25 protein-coding genes are annotated in these 16,487 nt (G+C 38.4%); 23 read left to right on the top strand and 2 right to left on the bottom strand.

The genetic code is table 11. The annotated features are described in order from the left end of the window. The 21 genes from rpsE to K5S59_RS22265 all read left to right on the top strand — a co-directional run bounded on the left by rpsE (nucleotide 1) and on the right by K5S59_RS22265 (nucleotide 13,614). A complete protein-coding gene (rpsE, locus tag K5S59_RS22365) occupies nucleotides 1-501 on the top strand; it encodes a 30S ribosomal protein S5 (protein WP_000554646.1) in 501 nt (166 codons plus the stop codon). 13 nt (nucleotides 502-514) lie between these two features. Next, nucleotides 515-697 carry a 50S ribosomal protein L30 gene (rpmD, locus tag K5S59_RS22360; protein ID WP_001085231.1) on the top strand — a complete coding sequence of 61 codons (183 nt, stop codon included), beginning with the start codon at nucleotides 515-517 and terminating at the stop codon, nucleotides 695-697. Nucleotides 698-730: 33 nt separating this feature from the next. Further along, nucleotides 731-1,171 (top strand): 50S ribosomal protein L15, encoded by a 441-nt coding sequence (gene rplO, locus K5S59_RS22355; RefSeq protein WP_000766082.1) that lies wholly within the window; start codon nucleotides 731-733, stop codon nucleotides 1,169-1,171. After that, nucleotides 1,171-2,472: a preprotein translocase subunit SecY gene (gene secY / locus K5S59_RS22350; RefSeq protein WP_000490122.1), complete on the top strand. Its 1,302-nt coding sequence runs from the start codon at nucleotides 1,171-1,173 to the stop codon at nucleotides 2,470-2,472. Before rplO ends, secY begins: the two co-directional genes overlap by 1 nt. Before the next feature lie 56 nt (nucleotides 2,473-2,528). Further along, nucleotides 2,529-3,179: an adenylate kinase gene (locus tag K5S59_RS22345; RefSeq protein WP_001048992.1), complete on the top strand. Its 651-nt coding sequence runs from the start codon at nucleotides 2,529-2,531 to the stop codon at nucleotides 3,177-3,179. Continuing rightward, the gene (gene map, locus K5S59_RS22340) at nucleotides 3,179-3,925 is read left to right on the top strand and encodes a type I methionyl aminopeptidase (protein WP_000582541.1); all 747 of its coding nucleotides are present in this window, start codon (nucleotides 3,179-3,181) and stop codon (nucleotides 3,923-3,925) included. The genes K5S59_RS22345 and map overlap by 1 nt, the downstream gene beginning before the upstream one ends. 68 nt (nucleotides 3,926-3,993) lie before the next feature. Further along, entirely contained in the window at nucleotides 3,994-4,212 is a 219-nt protein-coding gene (gene infA, locus K5S59_RS22335) for a translation initiation factor IF-1 (protein WP_001029884.1), read from the top strand. 35 nt (nucleotides 4,213-4,247) lie between these two features. Then, the gene (gene rpmJ, locus K5S59_RS22330) at nucleotides 4,248-4,361 is read left to right on the top strand and encodes a 50S ribosomal protein L36 (protein ID WP_000868344.1); all 114 of its coding nucleotides are present in this window, start codon (nucleotides 4,248-4,250) and stop codon (nucleotides 4,359-4,361) included. A 21-nt stretch (nucleotides 4,362-4,382) separates the two neighbouring features. Further along, complete coding sequence (gene rpsM / locus K5S59_RS22325) at nucleotides 4,383-4,748, top strand: 30S ribosomal protein S13 (protein WP_000090790.1); 366 nt, start codon at nucleotides 4,383-4,385, stop codon at nucleotides 4,746-4,748. 24 nt (nucleotides 4,749-4,772) lie between these two features. Beyond that, complete coding sequence (gene rpsK / locus K5S59_RS22320; RefSeq protein ID WP_000101797.1) at nucleotides 4,773-5,162, top strand: 30S ribosomal protein S11; 390 nt, start codon at nucleotides 4,773-4,775, stop codon at nucleotides 5,160-5,162. Nucleotides 5,163-5,342: 180 nt separating this feature from the next. Continuing rightward, complete coding sequence (locus K5S59_RS22315) at nucleotides 5,343-6,287, top strand: DNA-directed RNA polymerase subunit alpha (protein WP_000569644.1); 945 nt, start codon at nucleotides 5,343-5,345, stop codon at nucleotides 6,285-6,287. Between the two features lie 35 nt (nucleotides 6,288-6,322). After that, nucleotides 6,323-6,685 (top strand): 50S ribosomal protein L17, encoded by a 363-nt coding sequence (gene rplQ / locus K5S59_RS22310; RefSeq protein ID WP_000331490.1) that lies wholly within the window; start codon nucleotides 6,323-6,325, stop codon nucleotides 6,683-6,685. A gap of 103 nt (nucleotides 6,686-6,788) precedes the next feature. Then, nucleotides 6,789-7,631, top strand: a complete 843-nt coding sequence (locus tag K5S59_RS22305) for an energy-coupling factor ABC transporter ATP-binding protein (RefSeq protein ID WP_000711784.1) — start codon at nucleotides 6,789-6,791, stop codon at nucleotides 7,629-7,631. After that, entirely contained in the window at nucleotides 7,607-8,488 is an 882-nt protein-coding gene (locus K5S59_RS22300; RefSeq protein ID WP_000406519.1) for an energy-coupling factor ABC transporter ATP-binding protein, read from the top strand. Before K5S59_RS22305 ends, K5S59_RS22300 begins: the two co-directional genes overlap by 25 nt. Continuing rightward, complete coding sequence (locus tag K5S59_RS22295) at nucleotides 8,476-9,270, top strand: energy-coupling factor transporter transmembrane component T family protein (RefSeq protein WP_001186531.1); 795 nt, start codon at nucleotides 8,476-8,478, stop codon at nucleotides 9,268-9,270. Before K5S59_RS22300 ends, K5S59_RS22295 begins: the two co-directional genes overlap by 13 nt. A 14-nt stretch (nucleotides 9,271-9,284) precedes the next feature. After that, nucleotides 9,285-10,028, top strand: coding sequence for a tRNA pseudouridine(38-40) synthase TruA (gene truA, locus K5S59_RS22290; protein ID WP_033656275.1), 744 nt, complete (start codon nucleotides 9,285-9,287; stop codon nucleotides 10,026-10,028). 152 nt (nucleotides 10,029-10,180) lie between these two features. After that, the gene (gene rplM, locus K5S59_RS22285) at nucleotides 10,181-10,618 is read left to right on the top strand and encodes a 50S ribosomal protein L13 (protein WP_001260795.1); all 438 of its coding nucleotides are present in this window, start codon (nucleotides 10,181-10,183) and stop codon (nucleotides 10,616-10,618) included. Between the two features lie 21 nt (nucleotides 10,619-10,639). Beyond that, nucleotides 10,640-11,032 (top strand): 30S ribosomal protein S9, encoded by a 393-nt coding sequence (rpsI, locus tag K5S59_RS22280; protein ID WP_000079986.1) that lies wholly within the window; start codon nucleotides 10,640-10,642, stop codon nucleotides 11,030-11,032. 162 nt (nucleotides 11,033-11,194) lie between these two features. Further along, nucleotides 11,195-11,623, top strand: a complete 429-nt coding sequence (locus K5S59_RS22275; RefSeq protein ID WP_001101006.1) for a YbaK family protein — start codon at nucleotides 11,195-11,197, stop codon at nucleotides 11,621-11,623. Between the two features lie 66 nt (nucleotides 11,624-11,689). After that, nucleotides 11,690-12,403, top strand: coding sequence for an N-acetylmuramoyl-L-alanine amidase CwlD (gene cwlD / locus K5S59_RS22270; protein WP_000822445.1), 714 nt, complete (start codon nucleotides 11,690-11,692; stop codon nucleotides 12,401-12,403). Nucleotides 12,404-12,546: 143 nt separating this feature from the next. Further along, nucleotides 12,547-13,614 carry an Mrp/NBP35 family ATP-binding protein gene (locus K5S59_RS22265; protein ID WP_097845666.1) on the top strand — a complete coding sequence of 356 codons (1,068 nt, stop codon included), beginning with the start codon at nucleotides 12,547-12,549 and terminating at the stop codon, nucleotides 13,612-13,614. Between the two features lie 59 nt (nucleotides 13,615-13,673). Here K5S59_RS22265 and gerD read toward each other — a convergent pair whose 3' ends face one another. Further along, entirely contained in the window at nucleotides 13,674-14,288 is a 615-nt protein-coding gene (gene gerD, locus K5S59_RS22260) for a spore germination protein GerD (protein ID WP_000827518.1), read from the bottom strand. Nucleotides 14,289-14,426: 138 nt separating this feature from the next. Between gerD and kbaA the strand changes: the two genes are divergently transcribed. After that, nucleotides 14,427-15,038: a KinB signaling pathway activation protein KbaA gene (gene kbaA, locus K5S59_RS22255; protein WP_001088506.1), complete on the top strand. Its 612-nt coding sequence runs from the start codon at nucleotides 14,427-14,429 to the stop codon at nucleotides 15,036-15,038. A 90-nt stretch (nucleotides 15,039-15,128) separates the two neighbouring features. Here the strand turns inward: kbaA and pdaB are convergent, their stop codons facing one another. Beyond that, nucleotides 15,129-15,893 carry a polysaccharide deacetylase family sporulation protein PdaB gene (pdaB, locus tag K5S59_RS22250; protein ID WP_000464698.1) on the bottom strand — a complete coding sequence of 255 codons (765 nt, stop codon included), beginning with the start codon at nucleotides 15,891-15,893 and terminating at the stop codon, nucleotides 15,129-15,131. A 170-nt stretch (nucleotides 15,894-16,063) separates the two neighbouring features. Between pdaB and K5S59_RS22245 the strand changes: the two genes are divergently transcribed. Then, entirely contained in the window at nucleotides 16,064-16,282 is a 219-nt protein-coding gene (locus tag K5S59_RS22245; RefSeq protein ID WP_000900299.1) for a hypothetical protein, read from the top strand. Nucleotides 16,283-16,487 lie beyond the last annotated feature (205 nt).

Genomic DNA, 16,487 nt, shown 5'->3' with positions numbered 1-16,487 from the left:
ATGCATCGCATTGACCCAAGTAAATTAGAACTTGAAGAACGTGTAGTTACGATAAATCGTGTCGCGAAAGTTGTTAAGGGTGGTCGTCGTTTCCGCTTTGCTGCACTAGTTGTAGTTGGCGATAAAAACGGTCATGTTGGATTCGGTACTGGTAAAGCACAAGAGGTACCAGACGCAATCCGCAAAGCAATCGAAGACGCTAAGAAAAACTTAATCGCTGTACCATTAGTTGGTACAACAATTCCACACACAATCAACGGTCACTTTGGAGCTGGTGAAGTATTCTTAAAACCTGCTGCTGAAGGTACTGGTGTTATTGCTGGTGGACCTGTTCGTGCGGTACTTGAATTAGCTGGTGTACAAGATATTCTTTCGAAATCTCTTGGTTCTAACACACCAATCAACATGATTCGCGCTACTGTGAACGGATTAAGCGAACTTAAGCGCGCTGAAGATGTTGCAAAATTACGCGGTAAATCTGTAGAAGAGCTACTAGGTTAAGGAGGGAAAACAAATGGCGAAAAAGTTAGAAATTACCCTCACTCGTAGTGTAATTGGTCGTCCACAAGATCAACGTGCGACGGTAGAAGCTTTAGGTCTTAAAAAGTTGAATTCAACTGTAGTTAAGGAAGAAACTCCTGCTATTCTTGGTATGATCAACAAAGTTTCTCACCTTATAACTGTAAAAGAAGCTTAAGGATAACTCATTAATATAAGGAGGTGCCTGGGAATGAAACTTCATGAATTAAAACCTGCAGAAGGTTCTCGTAAAGTACGTAACCGTGTCGGTCGTGGTATCGGTTCTGGTAACGGTAAAACTGCTGGTAAAGGTCATAAAGGACAAAACGCACGTTCTGGTGGCGGTGTTCGTCTTGGCTTCGAAGGTGGTCAAACTCCATTATTCCGTCGTTTACCAAAACGCGGCTTCACAAACATTAACCGTAAAGAGTTTGCTATTGTAAACTTAACAACGTTAAATCGTTTTGAAGATGGTACAGAAGTAACACCTGAATTATTGCTGGAAACTGGCGTTATCAGCAAGTTAAACGACGGTGTTAAAATTCTTGCAAGCGGCGCAGTAGAGAAAAAATTAACTGTTAAAGCGCACAAGTTCTCTTCAAGTGCTAAAGAAGCAATTGAAGCAGCTGGCGGATCAGTTGAGGTGATCTAATGTTTCGTACAATCTCCAACTTTATGCGCGTTGCTGAGATAAGACGTAAAATATTATTCACTTTAGCGATGTTAATCGTATTCAGGATTGGCACGTTTATCCCAGTGCCATTTACAAATGGAGACGTACTGAAAGCACAAGATCAATTAAATGCCTTAGGTATCCTAAATACATTTGGCGGTGGCGCCTTGAAAAACTTCTCCATCTTCGCGATGGGAATCATGCCGTATATTACAGCATCCATCATCGTGCAATTATTGCAGATGGATGTTGTTCCTAAATTTTCGGAATGGTCGAAGCAAGGTGAAATGGGCCGTCGTAAACTAACGCAATTCACGCGTTACTTTACAATTGTTCTTGCGTTTATTCAGGGGTTTGGTATGTCAATCGGTTTTAACGGTATGGTAGGTGGGCAATTAATTTTGAATCCTGGTTGGAGCACTTATTTATACATTGCTACGGTACTGACTGCTGGTACTGCATTTTTAATGTGGTTAGGCGAACAGATTACATCTAAAGGTGTAGGTAATGGTATTTCCATCCTTATCTTTGGAGGTATTGCCGCAGCGATCCCAAGTGTTATATCTCAAGTGTATCAACAACAGTTTCAAAATATCGGAGATCAATTGTTCATGAGTATCGTTAAAGTTGCATTGATCTTACTAGCTGTGCTAGCGGTTATTGTTGGTGTTATTTTCATTCAACAGGCTGTTAGAAAGATCCCAATTCAATATGCGAAGCGTGTAACAGGAGGGAATGGGAATCATGCTGGAGCACAAAACACACATTTACCGCTTAAGGTAAATAGTGCGGGTGTTATTCCAGTCATTTTTGCTGTTTCATTCTTAATTACGCCTCCAACTATTGCACAGTTCTTCCCGAATCATGATGTATCGCAGTGGATCATTGCAAACTTTAACTATTCTCACCCAGTGGGAATGATCATATATGTTGCGCTCATTGTAGCCTTCACATATTTCTATGCGTTTGTTCAGGTTAATCCAGAGCAAATGTCAGAGAATCTAAACAAACAAGGTGGATATGTTCCAGGTATTCGTCCGGGTAAGAATACGGAACAATATCTAACAAAAATCTTGTATCGTTTGACCTTTGTAGGATCAATTTTCCTAGCAGCGATTGCAATCTTACCAGTTATCTTTACGAAACTGGGAAATCTTCCTCCATCTGCACAGATTGGTGGAACGAGTATGTTAATCGTTGTCGGCGTTGCTTTAGAAACAATGAAGCAGCTAGAAAGCCAACTGGTAAAACGCCATTACAAAGGGTTTATCAAGCAGTGAGTAAGTGGGAAGAATTGTCTTCCCTACATGCTCATGTACTCTGAGGGGGAACAAGGATGAACTTAATTTTAATGGGGCTTCCTGGTGCTGGTAAAGGTACACAAGCCGAACAGATTGTTGCCAAGTATAACATCCCTCACATTTCAACAGGAGATATGTTCCGTGCAGCTATGAAGGCTGAAACTGAAATGGGTTTACAAGCAAAATCTTTTATTGATAAAGGTGCACTTGTTCCAGATGAAGTTACAATCGGAATCGTTCGTGAACGTTTAAGTCAAGAAGACTGCGTAAGAGGTTTCTTACTAGACGGTTTCCCACGAACTGTTGCACAAGCATCAGCTCTTGAAGAGATTATGAAAGATCTTGGCAAAAAAATCGACTATGTTTTAAACATTAATGTGGATTCAGGGTTGTTATTAAAACGCCTTACAGGCCGTCGCATTTGTAAAGAGTGCGGTGCGACTTACCACTTAGAATTCAATGCGCCAGCAAAAGCTGACGTGTGCGATAAATGTGGTGGCGAATTATATCAACGCTCTGATGACAATGAAGAAACTGTAGCAAATCGTTTAGATGTAAATATTAAGCAAACAAAACCTTTGCTTGATTTCTACGAGGAGCTTGGTTACCTACAAAGCATTAATGGTGAGCAAGATATCAATAAAGTATTTGCTGATATCGATGTTCTCATCGGAGGCTTAGCGTAATGATAATCTGCAAAACTCCTCGCGAGATAGAAATCATGCGAGAAGCTGGCAGGATTGTTGCTTTAACTCATCAAGAGTTGAAACAGCACATTACTCCAGGAATTACAACGAAAGAGCTCGATCAAATAGCGGAAAAGACGATTCAAAAATATGGTGCTACGCCATCTTTTAAAGGATACAACGGATTTCCGGGGAGCATTTGTGCTTCTGTAAATGAAGAGCTTGTACACGGAATTCCAGGGAAGCGCAAGCTCAAAGAGGGCGATATCATCAGTATCGATATTGGTGCGAAATACAATGGGTACCATGGCGATTCTGCATGGACGTATCCAGTTGGAAGCATTTCTGAATCTGTTCAAAAGCTACTTGATGTCACAGAAAAATCGTTGTATCTTGGTCTAGAACAAGTAAAACCAGGCGAAAGATTATCAAATATCTCACATGCGGTTCAAACCCATGCTGAAGAGAATGGGTTCTCGATCGTTAGGGAGTATGTTGGTCACGGAATCGGGCAAGACTTACATGAGGACCCTCAAATCCCGCACTATGGTCCACCAAATAGAGGCCCTAGATTAAAGCCGGGAATGGTCATCTGTGTTGAGCCGATGGTGAATCAAGGAAGACGATATGTAAAAACACTATCTGATGACTGGACAGTGGTAACGGTAGATGGTAAATGGTGTGCCCATTTTGAGCACACGATTGCTCTTACAGAAGCAGGATACGAAATCCTTACCACTTTATAAGTAGCTGGCTCTCCGGGATTTCAGAGCAGTGTAAAATGTTACTGATTTGAAGAAGGGAGAACTATTGAATGGCTAAAGATGATGTAATTGAAGTCGAAGGTACCGTTCTTGAAACGTTGCCAAATGCTATGTTCAAAGTAGAATTAGAGAATGGGCATGTCGTATTGGCTCACGTTTCTGGTAAAATCCGTATGAACTTCATTCGTATTTTACCAGGAGACAAAGTTACGGTAGAATTATCTCCGTACGATTTAAATCGTGGTCGTATTACGTACCGTTTTAAATAATATAGCACTCCGTAATCTTTAAGGAGGTTCGAGACATGAAAGTAAGACCGTCAGTTAAACCAATCTGCGAAAAATGTAAAGTTATTCGTAGACGTGGAAAAGTAATGGTTATTTGTGAAAACCCTAAACATAAACAAAAACAAGGTTAATCAGAAGGAGGTGCATTCAGAATGGCACGTATCGCAGGTGTAGATATTCCTCGAGACAAACGCGTTGTTATTTCTTTAACTTACGTATTCGGCATTGGTCGCACAACTGCTGAAAAAATTCTTACTGAAGCTGGTATTTCTTCAGAAACACGAGTTCGTGATTTAACGGAAGACGAACTAGGACGTATCCGTGATATCATCGATCGTATTAAAGTTGAGGGAGACCTTCGTCGTGAAGTATCTCTTAACATTAAACGTCTAATGGAGATCGGTTCTTACCGTGGTCTTCGTCACCGTCGTGGTTTACCAGTTCGTGGTCAAAACTCTAAAAACAATGCTCGTACACGTAAAGGTCCACGTCGTACAGTAGCAAATAAAAAGAAATAATAAGTAAAGGAGGTTGAACTAACAATGGCACGTAAAACAAACACTCGTAAAAAACGTGTGAAAAAGAATATTGAAGCTGGTATAGCTCATATTCGTTCTACTTTCAACAACACAATCGTAACACTTACAGATACTCATGGTAACGCACTTTCTTGGTCTAGTGCTGGTGCACTTGGTTTCCGTGGATCTCGTAAGTCTACTCCATTCGCTGCGCAAATGGCTGCTGAAGCTGCTGCTAAAGTTGCAATGGAACACGGTTTAAAAACTTTAGAGGTTACTGTTAAAGGTCCTGGTGCTGGTCGTGAAGCTGCAATTCGTGCTCTTCAAGCTGCAGGTCTAGAAGTAACAGCAATTAGAGATGTTACTCCAGTTCCTCATAATGGATGTCGTCCACCAAAACGTCGTCGTGTGTAATTTTTCTGTATAGAATTTTCCCTTTTGTCTATAATGGATATGATGCATTATCGAGAAATTTCGTACAGAAACATCGCTTGTTGTGCACAATCGGGAACTGCCTAAGGGGGACTTTCGGTTAGACAGGGGGTATCCCTTTGTTTAACCGGGGTTTCGACGTTTTGAAGGAGGGTTTAGTTAATGATTGAAATCGAAAAGCCGAAAATCGAAACGGTTGAACTTAACGAAGATGCTAAATATGGTAAATTCGTAATTGAACCGCTTGAGCGTGGATATGGTACTACTTTGGGTAACTCCTTACGTCGTATTCTTTTATCCTCACTCCCTGGTGCCGCTGTTACTGCTATCCAAATCGATGGCGTATTACATGAATTTTCAACAGTTGAGGGCGTAGTAGAAGACGTTACGACGATCATCTTAAACTTGAAAAAGTTAGCTCTTAAAATCTACTCTGAAGAAGAGAAGACGTTGGAAATTGATGTGCAGGGCGAAGGTATTGTCACAGCTGCTGATATTACTCACGATAGTGATGTAGAAATCTTAAATCCAGATTTACACATTGCAACGTTAGCAAAAAATGCGCATTTCCGCATGCGTTTAACTGCAAAGCGTGGCCGTGGGTATACGCCAGCTGATGCAAATAAAAGCGAAGATCAACCAATAGGAGTAATTCCTATTGATTCTATTTATACTCCAGTATCACGTGTGACTTACCAAGTGGAAAAGACACGTGTCGGACAAGTGGCTAATTATGATAAGCTTACGCTTGATGTATGGACGGATGGAAGCATCGGGCCAAAAGAAGCTATCTCTTTAGGTGCCAAAATCTTAACTGAGCATTTAAATATCTTTGTTGGTTTAACTGATGAAGCACAAAATGCTGAGATTATGGTCGAGAAGGAAGAAGATCAAAAAGAGAAAGTTCTTGAGATGACTATCGAGGAACTAGATCTTTCTGTTCGTTCTTATAATTGCCTTAAACGTGCAGGAATTAATACTGTACAAGAGCTTGCGAACAAAACAGAAGAAGATATGATGAAAGTTCGTAACTTAGGACGTAAATCCTTAGAAGAAGTTAAACATAAACTTGAGGAATTAGGTTTAGGTTTACGTAAAGACGACTGAGGATTTAAACCCATCAACAAAGGAGGGAACTACGAATGGCATACAGAAAATTAGGCCGTACAAGTGCGCAACGTAAAGCTATGTTACGTGATTTAGCTACTGATTTAATTATCAACGAGCGCATCCAAACGACAGAAACTCGTGCAAAAGAACTTCGTTCTGTAGTGGAAAAAATGATCACTTTAGGTAAACGCGGAGATCTTCACGCTCGTCGTCAAGCAGCAGCTTTCATTCGCAATGAAGTAGCTAACGCTGAGACTGGTCAAGATGCACTTCAAAAATTATTCGCTGATGTAGCTCCACGCTATGCTGAGCGCCAAGGCGGATACACTCGTATTGCAAAAATTGGTCCACGTCGCGGAGACGCAGCACCAATGGTAATTATCGAGTTAGTATAATGATAATTAAAAGGGCAGGACAGTTCTTTTCAAGAAACTGGTCATGGCCCTTTTTTTTAAATATAAAAATAGGCTAACTCGGCGAAGGAAAGGGTGCCTTGTATTGAAAAAAGAGAAACTTCGGACAGAAAATATATCATTTCAATATCCTGGGGCAGCCACTTATGCATTACAAGATGTTTCATTTTCTTTGTATGAGGGAGAATGGGTATCTGTTATTGGACAAAATGGTTCAGGGAAGTCTACACTTGCAAAATTATTGAATGGTTTGTTTTTGCCGGAAGCAGGGACTATTACAGTAAATGATACAATGGTTTTATCAGAGGAAACGGTGTGGGATGTTCGAAAACAAATTGGTATGGTATTTCAAAATCCAGATAATCAATTTGTTGGAACGACAGTGCAAGACGACGTTGTATTTGGCTTAGAAAATATCGGAATGCCAAGAGAACAGATGGTAGAAAGATTAGAGCAGGCTCTCAAACTTGTCCGTATGGAAGATTTTCTTAATGATGAACCTCATTCGTTATCTGGTGGGCAAAAGCAGCGAGTGGCAATAGCAGGCGTTTTAGCACTTCAGCCATCTATTTTGATATTAGATGAAGCAACGTCAATGCTAGATCCTCAAGGAAGACGTGAAGTAGTAGAAACGGTTAGACAACTTGTTAATCAAAAAGGTATTACCGTGTTATCAATTACGCACGATTTAGAAGAAGCGGCACAATCAGACCGTGTCATTATTTTAAATAAGGGAGAAATATTAGAGGAAGGGACTCCAGAGCAAATTTTCAAGTCCTCTCATATGCTCCAAGAAATTGGATTAGATGTACCATTTTCAGTGAAAATAGCAGAATTATTAAAAAGAAATGAAATTCTCTTGCAAAATACGCATCTTACAATGGAAAGCTTGGTGAACGAACTTTGGAGATTACATTCCAAAAAGTAGAACATCGTTATCAATATAAAACTCCATTTGAAAGACGCGCACTTTATGATGTAGACGTGTCGTTTCCAAGTGGGGGCTATTATGCCATTATCGGTCATACTGGTTCAGGTAAGTCGACGATGATTCAACATTTAAATGGTTTATTGCAGCCGACAAATGGCACAGTTCAAATTGGTGAACATTTCATTTCGGCAGGAAAGAAAGAAAAAAAGCTAAAGCCACTACGTAAAAAGGTAGGGGTTGTCTTTCAATTCCCAGAACATCAGTTGTTTGAAGAGACTGTGGAGAAAGATATTTGTTTCGGCCCTACTAATTTTGGGGTATCTGTAGAAGAAGCGAAGCAAAAGGCAAGAGAGGCAATTGAACTTGTAGGGTTAGAACCAGAACTGTTAACACGTTCACCGTTTGAGCTAAGTGGTGGACAGATGAGGCGTGTTGCGATAGCGGGCGTATTGGCGATGGAACCCGAAGTGCTTGTATTAGATGAACCTACAGCAGGACTAGATCCAAAAGGACAGAATGAACTTATGGAGATGTTTTATAAGCTACATAAGGAAAAAGGTCTTACAGTTATCCTAGTAACACATAATATGGAGGATGCTGCTAAGTATGCCGAGCAGATTGTAGTCATGCATAAAGGAACGGTCTTTTTGCAAGGAAGTGCAGAGGAAGTATTTTCACATGCTGATGAGCTAGAGAAAATTGGCGTGGATCTTCCTATGTCTTTAAAGTATAAACGTGCAATTGAAGAGAAGTTTGGCATTTCAATCCCAAAGGCTACCTTATCTTTAGAGGATCTTACTCATGAAGTTGTGCAGGTGTTACGAAAAGGTGGTCATGAATCATGCAGCAGTTGATTATTGGAAGGTATATTCCAGGGAATTCTCTTATTCATCAACTTGATCCACGTACGAAGCTGCTGATTGTCTTTTTATATGTATTTGTTGTTTTCTTGGCAAATAATGCGATTTCATATGGATTTTTATTTTTATATGCACTCATTGCTTTATTTTTTGCAAAAGTGCCGATTCGTTATGTACTTTCGGGCTTAAAACCAATTCTATGGATTTTTCTTTTTACATTTTTCCTGCATATTTTTACAAATAAAGAAGGGGAAGTACTATTCCAGCTTGGTTGGTTTTCAATACATGAAAAAGGATTAGAGCAAGGGATATACATTTCTATACGATTCTTCGTTATTATTTTAATGACGACATTATTAACGTTAACGACGACACCTATTGAGATTACAGATGGTTTGGAGACGTTATTAAAGCCGTTGAAGCGTATAAAAGTTCCTGTTCATGAAATCGCATTAATGATGTCAATTTCTCTTCGTTTTATTCCGACATTAATGGATGAAACGAGTAAAATAATGAAGGCACAATCGTCACGCGGTATTGATTTCGCAGGAGGACCGATAAAAGATAGGATGAAAGCTATTATCTCACTACTTGTTCCTCTATTTATCAGTGCTTTTAAGCGTGCTGAGGACTTAGCAATTGCTATGGAGGCTCGTGGATATCAAAGTGGCGAAGGACGTACTAAATTTAGGCAACTACGCTGGAAAATAAGCGATACAGTAACGATTATAAGCTTACTTTGTTTAGCTTGTATTTTGGCATGGGTGCGATCGTAATGGAGAATAGAGAAATGGATAGAATAAAGTGTACGGTTGCATATGATGGCATGCATTTTTGTGGTTATCAAATTCAGCCGCAGCATCGTACTGTTCAACAAGAGATTGAAAAAGCTTTGCAGAAATTGCATAAAGGAGAACTTGTTCGTGTTCAGGCATCGGGCAGAACGGATTCTACCGTTCACGCTAAAGGACAAGTTATACACTTTGATACACCGTTGTCTCTTGAAGAGTGGCAATGGAGTAATGCATTAAACACAATGTTGCCAGATGATATTGTTATCAGACAGGTAGAGAAAAAAACAGAAGAATTTCATGCGCGTTACGGTGTTGAGAGAAAAGAATATCGTTATCGTGTGTTATTATCAAAGACTGCGGATGTATTCCGTAGAAATTACGTATATCAATATCCATATCCGCTCGAAATAAACTCTATAAGAAAAGCGATTCCTTATTTTATTGGAACGCATGACTTTACTTCTTTTTGTTCGGCAAAAACTGACAAAAAAGATAAAGTGAGAACAATTTATGAAATTGAGCTAATCGAACAAGACGATGAATTAATTTTTCGTTTTGTAGGTAATGGATTTTTATATAATATGGTCAGAATTATTGTTGGTACGTTACTGAACGTAGGGCAAGGAAAGCTTGATCCAGACAGCATTCCAGAGATTCTAGCGAAACAAAATCGTCAGTTTGCTGGAAAGATGGCTCCTGGTCATGGGCTTTACTTATGGCAGGTAAACTATAACAACTAATCCTGGTGTAACATTTGCTTGACATTAGAAACTCAAAAGTATATCATAACATATGGTATTGTTTCTAAAACCACGATTAGCCCCGGAAGGAAATCGTGTTTAAGATAAACAATAGATTTTTTCTATGGAAAAGATAACGAGGAGGGAAACACATGCGTACGACTTTTATGGCAAAAGCTAACGAAGTTGAGCGTAAATGGTATGTGGTTGATGCTGAAGGTCAAACTTTAGGTCGCCTATCTACAGAAGTAGCATCTATTTTACGCGGTAAAAACAAACCTACATTTACACCACACGTTGACACGGGTGATCATGTAATTATTATTAACGCTGAGAAAATTCATTTAACAGGTAATAAATTAAACGATAAAATTTACTACCGTCACACTAACCACCCAGGTGGACTTAAACAAAGAACAGCTCTAGAAATGCGTACAAACTACCCTGTACAAATGTTAGAGCTTGCAATTAAAGGCATGCTTCCAAAAGGACGCTTAGGCCGTCAAGTTTCTAAGAAACTAAACGTGTATGCTGGAGCAGAGCATCCACACCAAGCACAAAAACCAGAAGTTTACGAACTTCGCGGATAATTAATTAAAGGAGGGCTTACTTTGGCACAGGTTCAATACTATGGCACTGGACGTCGTAAGAGTTCAGTAGCGCGCGTACGCCTAGTTCCAGGCGAAGGACGCGTTATCATTAACGGTCGTGATTTTGAAAACTATATCCCATTTGCTGCATTACGTGAAGTAGTGAAACAACCTCTAGTTGCAACAGAAACTTTAGGTAACTACGATGTACTTGTAAACGTAAATGGTGGTGGATACACTGGTCAAGCTGGTGCTATTCGTCACGGTATTTCTCGCGCTTTATTAAAAGCTGATCCAGAATACCGTCTAACACTAAAACGTGCAGGTCTATTAACTCGTGACGCACGTATGAAAGAGCGTAAAAAATACGGTCTTAAAGGCGCACGTCGTGCACCTCAGTTCTCAAAACGTTAATTTTTGCGAACTACAAACCCCAACCATTTTGGTTGGGGTTTTTTTATGTTTCATTCCTCTTTTGTAATTTTTGTAGTTTGGAATATTTTAGTGCTATCCTCTTGCGTATGCTTCTTCTTTAGAAGTTTAGACTAATACGTATTAGGGAGGTTTATAAGTACTATGAATGTCATTGTCAGCTTACAAGAAAAACAAAAAGAAAAGCAGCTGAAATATGAACGGAAGATGCTGCGAGAATTATCATTAAAAACATTACGTTCAAATATTAGAGATGCCTTTCAGATGCAGGAACTTCATCGTCAGTATGAAGATTACTGTATTGAATTAGGGATAGAATCGTATTTATTAGGAGCGAGATACAGTAAGTTTGGTTATTATGGTGAATCATTTTTTGATGTGAAATATAGAGCCTTAGAAGAAGAGCAACAATTAACGGAAACACTATTTCAATTTTTAACGAGCATGACTATGAGAGAAATTAAGTTACAAGATGAGGAATTACTTTTTGAATCTTGTCAGCAGTTTATTGGCTTATGGTGGCAGGAAGGATATGAAAAAGGTGAAAGAAGATATCGATTAAAGCTTCATTAAGACAAGCATAAACTTTCCTCTTGTCCCATATAAGTAATTAGAGGGACTAGCTGGAGGAGGAAAGGTATGAAGAGAATTCGAATTATCTCTTTTGCACTCGCTGCGGTTGTTTTGTTTTTTTTAGTCAAACAAGAATTTCAAATTACAAAATCGTGGCGAGCGTGGAATTTACCCTTATCAGGGAAAGTGATTGTATTAGATGCTGGGCATGGTGGGCCAGACGGAGGGGCTGTTGGTGGAAAAGATATTATAGAAAAAGATATTACGCTTGAGATTACAAAGAAGGTACAAGATTATTTACAAGAACAAGGTGCACTAGTTATTTTAACGCGTGAGGGAGATTATGATTTAGCTCAGAAAGATACAAAATCATATAGTAGACGTAAAGCAGAGGATTTAAAAAAGCGTGTAGAGATTATTAATAAACCTGATGTAGACTTTTTTGCGAGTATTCATTTAAATGCTTTAACTAGTAGTGGATCGAAAGGCGCACAAACGTTCTATTACCGTTCTTCGATTGAAAATGAACGTGCTGCGAAATTTATACAAGCTGAATTGAGAACGAGTTTAGAGAATACGAATCGTTCTGCTAAAACAATTTCTCATGTGTATTTATTAAAGTATGCGAAAACACCAGGTGCTTTAATTGAAGCTGGCTTTTTATCGAATGTAAACGAAAGGTATATGTTAAATTCGGAGAAATATCAGCAAAAGGTAGCGGCTGCAGTATATCGTGGTATATTACGCTATTTCACGGAAAAAGGAAATCCTCCAGAATAAGGAGGATTTTTTGAGTTTCTCTCGTTAACGAAGTTTTCCGAAAATATGTTATACTGGAAATGTAAACGCATTTATTTAAAAAATAAAGAGAGATAAATTTAATTAACATTACGTTATTTTTCATACAGGGGGCTGGGCTAATCATGGTAACGAAAGAGCAAGTAGTGGAAGCGTTAGAAGGGGTTGTAGATCCGTTTTTACATAAAACGCTAAAAGAAACAGGGGCAATTAAAGAGGTAACAGTTAAGCCTGAGAAGGAACATGTAAGTGTTAAAATTGCAATCGTAAAAACCGGTACAGCGGAACAAATGCAATTGCAATCTGGAATTGTAAAGTTAGTAAAAGAATTAGGAGCAGCAACAGTAGGGCTTCGCTTTGCAGAATTTACAGAAGAGGAATTAGCTCAGTTTGCACCGGAACAAGAAGAAGAGCAAATTGAATCTTTATTGTCACCAAATTCAAAAACGACATTTTTAGCAGTGGCGAGTGGAAAAGGTGGGGTAGGGAAATCAACAGTTTCTGTTAACCTTGCTATTGCTTTAGCTCGTCTAGGGAAAAAGGTCGGTATCATTGATGCCGATATTTACGGTTTTAGCGTACCGGATATGATGGGGATAGAAAAACGTCCTGTTGTAAGAGGGGATAAAATTATTCCAGTTGAGCGTCTAGGTGTAAAGGTAATCTCAATGGGATTCTTTGTAGAAGATAATGCACCGGTTATTTGGAGAGGGCCTATGCTTGGGAAAATGTTAAATCACTTCTTCACAGAAGTAGAATGGGGCGATTTAGACTATTTAGTTTTAGATTTACCACCGGGTACAGGTGATGTTGCGCTAGACTTACATTCGATGTTGCCGGCTTGTAAAGAGATTATTGTAACAACGCCACATCCAACAGCGGCATTTGTAGCAGCGCGTGCTGGAGCCATGGCTTTACGTACAGAACATAGTATTCTTGGTGTTGTTGAAAATATGGCGTATTTTGAAAGTAAAACAACTGGTGAAAAGGAATATGTGTTCGGAAGGGGTGGAGGAGATAAATTAGCCACAGAACTTCAAACAGAAGTACTTGGCCGAATCCCACTTCAACAACCTGATTGGAATAAAGAAGACTTTGCACCATCAGTATATGAAGATACACATACGACAGGTCTTATTTATCGCACGATAGCTGAGACTGTAATTGATAAAATAGCTGTCGCGCAAAAATAAAATAATAATGAGTGGACGATACATATATTGTCCACTCATTATTATCGTTATAATTTTTACTACTGTTCTTTTTTACCGTCTTGGGAACCACCTTCCCCGCCTGCTTCTTTTTTATCAGATCCACTTTTTTCGGCCTTTTGTACACCTTTACTAATAATATCAATCATCTTAGCTTGGAAGAGTGGGCTTTCAGCGGTTTCGGTTAGTACTTGTTGTAAATATTGACGGTATTCTTTGCTCTTCATCGTTTGTAACATCATTTTTTCTACTTCAGGGTTTTTCATAATTTCTATAACGCCTGCTTGGTATTCAGGGTCTTTTAGTAATGTTTTCATTAAGGTTGTTTGTTCTTTCCCCATACTTTTAGCGAATTTCGATGAGAACTCAGGGTCTTTAAAGAGCTTTTCCCAGAATTGTTGCCCTTTGTCGGATACCATTGCATCTTCAATCGTTTTCTTTACTACTGTTTCATCTAGTATGAGTGCTTGTTTCATTTTTTCATCAGTTAACACATCTTGAATGGCTTTCTTACCTTGATCGGTTTTTAAAATATCAACAATCATTTTCTTCGTTTGATCGTAATCAAGTTCGGACTTTGCTTCTTTTCCTTGTGCACATGCTACAAGTGCGAAGAATAGAAAAGAAGAAGTCAAAACGAGCAGCATCCGTTTCATAAGTTGGAACTCCTTTCAGCACAGTTCTCTCTTTTTAATATAAATATCTTTAGGGAATTTATACATGAACATGGCTAGCTTTTTGAAATTGTCATTGATACAATTTAATTAGAAATATAAGATAATGGGGGATGTGTTGTGAATAGCCGCAAGTGGGTACGACTATTTTTTACGACGTTGTTTCTTGGTGGGATTAGCACGGTCATTATTGGGTTTGTTTTAGAGTGGGACAAGTACGCTAAATTTTTTCAAAATTTCGACGGAAAAGAAATTCTAGCAGTTTCCTTTTGGTTGATGGGTGTAGGATTTATTTTTAGTGTTATAAGTCAAATGGGATTCTTTGCTTATTTAACAATCCATCGTTTTGGGTTAGGTATGTTCCGTTCACCTTCTTTATGGAATGCAGTCCAGCTCTTCTTTATTGCATTCGTTTTGTTTGATTTCGTGTATTTAAGATCTGTATTGATTGCAAATGGGGAAGTTTCATTAGGGAATAACATACTTGTTGCTGGTGTGTTATTTATGTTCGGGGCCATTGTTGCTTACATAAAAAGTAAGGAAACAAATAAAAAGGCATTTGTGCCCGCTTTGTTCTTTATGGTTGTTGTAACAATTCTTGAGTGGGTACCAGCTCTTCGAATTAATGATACAGACTGGTTATATTTAATGGTGATCCCACTTTTATTATGTAATGCATATCAGTTACTTATATTACATCGTTTAATTGGAAAGAGGAGTAAGTCGGCCTAATATAAGAGAGTTTGTACGAATGAAAAAAGCTCTATTACCTGAATGAAAGGTAGTAGAGCTTTTTATGTGTGAAAGTACAATGGAAAAGAATTACTGTACATCTTTACTTTTCGTACTTGTGTTGGAAATAAGTTGTGATACGGATATTTGCTCATATCCGTCACTCTTTAATTTTTGTAGAAGCAGCGGTAAAGCTTTATTTGTTTGAAGAGCAGAATCGGATGCATGTAATAAGACGATATCTCCACCTTTTAAATTATTAGAGACGGTGGAAACGATATTGTTTACACCAGGGTTTTTCCAATCGTTTGAGTTATTACTCCAATGAACGACAGTGTATCCGAGTGATTCTGCTATTTTTAGTGTTGCTTTGTTAAAGTCTCCACTAGGTGGACGCAATAGCTTGACTTGTTTCACACCGAGTTTTGTAAAAGCATCTTGCGCTCGTAAAAGATCTCTTCGTATTTCATTTGTCTCTAAAGAAGTGTAGGACGTGTAATTATAACCCATACTACCGATTTCATGTCCATCTTTTATGATGCGTTCAACAACATCAGGGTGTCTTTCTGCCCATGCAGCAGAAAGGAAGAAGGTTGCATTCTTAATATCTCTTTCTTTAAGTGTATCAAGGATTGGAATTGCTTTTTTGTCTCCCCAACTAATATCAAACGTGAATGCAACTTGTTTTTTAGAGATGTCTCCTTTGTAAATAACTTTAGGTCCTGTAGCAGTTGAAAAAGCAGATTCATGTGAATATGTTTTTAAAAAGAGAAGCCATGCTGTAAATAAGGAAAGTATCACTATTAAGCTAATGTGTTTAAAAGCTCGTTTACTCGTAATAAAAAAGAAAAACATAATATTACGCCCCTTTGTCCAATCCTTTTCAGTTACATATATGCTTTAAATATTAAAAAGAGAACAAAGGATTAATATCGTACGCAGTGGATATAATGAATGATAGGATTTTGATAAGTGAAAATGAGCGAAACGTTTATTGCTTTGTAGGAAATGATTGAGGTGATGATTTGCTTGGGTTTATGTTAACGAAAGAAGAGAAAAAAGAAATGGAATACATATTGAAGAGAGAGTTAGAAGAACTTTTATTTGATTTTGAAGATGAACGTATTCATGACGTTGTAAAAAAGGCGATGGAAGAAAGATATAAAATCATTTTTTGTTTGTTTCGAAGAGTTGCTAATGCAGAAGAATGTATGCGTTATGTAAGGAGAAGAACTTTTTATTAAAAAGTGTTGACGTTAATGACTGTTATATGATAAATTAATAAACGTCGCTGATGCAGAAACGCAGAAAACGACAAAAAAGAAATTAAAAAACTTAGTTGACATTGAAAAATGAAGATGTTAACATAAGGAAGTCGCAAATGAGCGACCAAGTAGTTCTTTGAAAACTGAACGAAACAAACAACGTGAAACGTCAATTTTTATTTTT

The sequence above is a fragment of the Bacillus sp. BML-BC051 genome (assembly GCF_019656175.1).
In the GTDB taxonomy this organism is placed as follows: domain Bacteria; phylum Bacillota; class Bacilli; order Bacillales; family Bacillaceae_G; genus Bacillus_A; species Bacillus_A mobilis.
The sequence above is the reverse complement of the archived record's forward strand: the minus strand, read 5'-3'. Positions and strand labels throughout refer to the sequence as shown.

Bases quoted from the DNA above. Each gene is read 5' to 3' on its own strand.
- K5S59_RS22265 (WP_097845666.1), top strand. From the start codon at position 12,547: ATGGTAACGAAAGAGCAAGTAGTGGAAGCGTTAGAAGGGGTTGTAGAT.
- map (WP_000582541.1), top strand. From the start codon at position 3,179: ATGATAATCTGCAAAACTCCTCGCGAGATAGAAATCATGCGAGAAGCT.
- rplO (WP_000766082.1), top strand. From the start codon at position 731: ATGAAACTTCATGAATTAAAACCTGCAGAAGGTTCTCGTAAAGTACGT.
- K5S59_RS22275 (WP_001101006.1), top strand. From the start codon at position 11,195: ATGAATGTCATTGTCAGCTTACAAGAAAAACAAAAAGAAAAGCAGCTG.
- rpmJ (WP_000868344.1), top strand. From the start codon at position 4,248: ATGAAAGTAAGACCGTCAGTTAAACCAATCTGCGAAAAATGTAAAGTT.
- K5S59_RS22315 (WP_000569644.1), top strand. From the start codon at position 5,343: ATGATTGAAATCGAAAAGCCGAAAATCGAAACGGTTGAACTTAACGAA.
- K5S59_RS22295 (WP_001186531.1), top strand. From the start codon at position 8,476: ATGCAGCAGTTGATTATTGGAAGGTATATTCCAGGGAATTCTCTTATT.
- secY (WP_000490122.1), top strand. From the start codon at position 1,171: ATGTTTCGTACAATCTCCAACTTTATGCGCGTTGCTGAGATAAGACGT.
- gerD (WP_000827518.1), bottom strand. From the start codon at position 14,288: ATGAAACGGATGCTGCTCGTTTTGACTTCTTCTTTTCTATTCTTCGCA.
- infA (WP_001029884.1), top strand. From the start codon at position 3,994: ATGGCTAAAGATGATGTAATTGAAGTCGAAGGTACCGTTCTTGAAACG.
- rpmD (WP_001085231.1), top strand. From the start codon at position 515: ATGGCGAAAAAGTTAGAAATTACCCTCACTCGTAGTGTAATTGGTCGT.
- rplM (WP_001260795.1), top strand. From the start codon at position 10,181: ATGCGTACGACTTTTATGGCAAAAGCTAACGAAGTTGAGCGTAAATGG.
- rplQ (WP_000331490.1), top strand. From the start codon at position 6,323: ATGGCATACAGAAAATTAGGCCGTACAAGTGCGCAACGTAAAGCTATG.
- K5S59_RS22345 (WP_001048992.1), top strand. From the start codon at position 2,529: ATGAACTTAATTTTAATGGGGCTTCCTGGTGCTGGTAAAGGTACACAA.
- rpsM (WP_000090790.1), top strand. From the start codon at position 4,383: ATGGCACGTATCGCAGGTGTAGATATTCCTCGAGACAAACGCGTTGTT.
- pdaB (WP_000464698.1), bottom strand. From the start codon at position 15,893: ATGTTTTTCTTTTTTATTACGAGTAAACGAGCTTTTAAACACATTAGC.
- cwlD (WP_000822445.1), top strand. From the start codon at position 11,690: ATGAAGAGAATTCGAATTATCTCTTTTGCACTCGCTGCGGTTGTTTTG.
- rpsE (WP_000554646.1), top strand. From the start codon at position 1: ATGCATCGCATTGACCCAAGTAAATTAGAACTTGAAGAACGTGTAGTT.
- truA (WP_033656275.1), top strand. From the start codon at position 9,285: ATGGATAGAATAAAGTGTACGGTTGCATATGATGGCATGCATTTTTGT.
- rpsK (WP_000101797.1), top strand. From the start codon at position 4,773: ATGGCACGTAAAACAAACACTCGTAAAAAACGTGTGAAAAAGAATATT.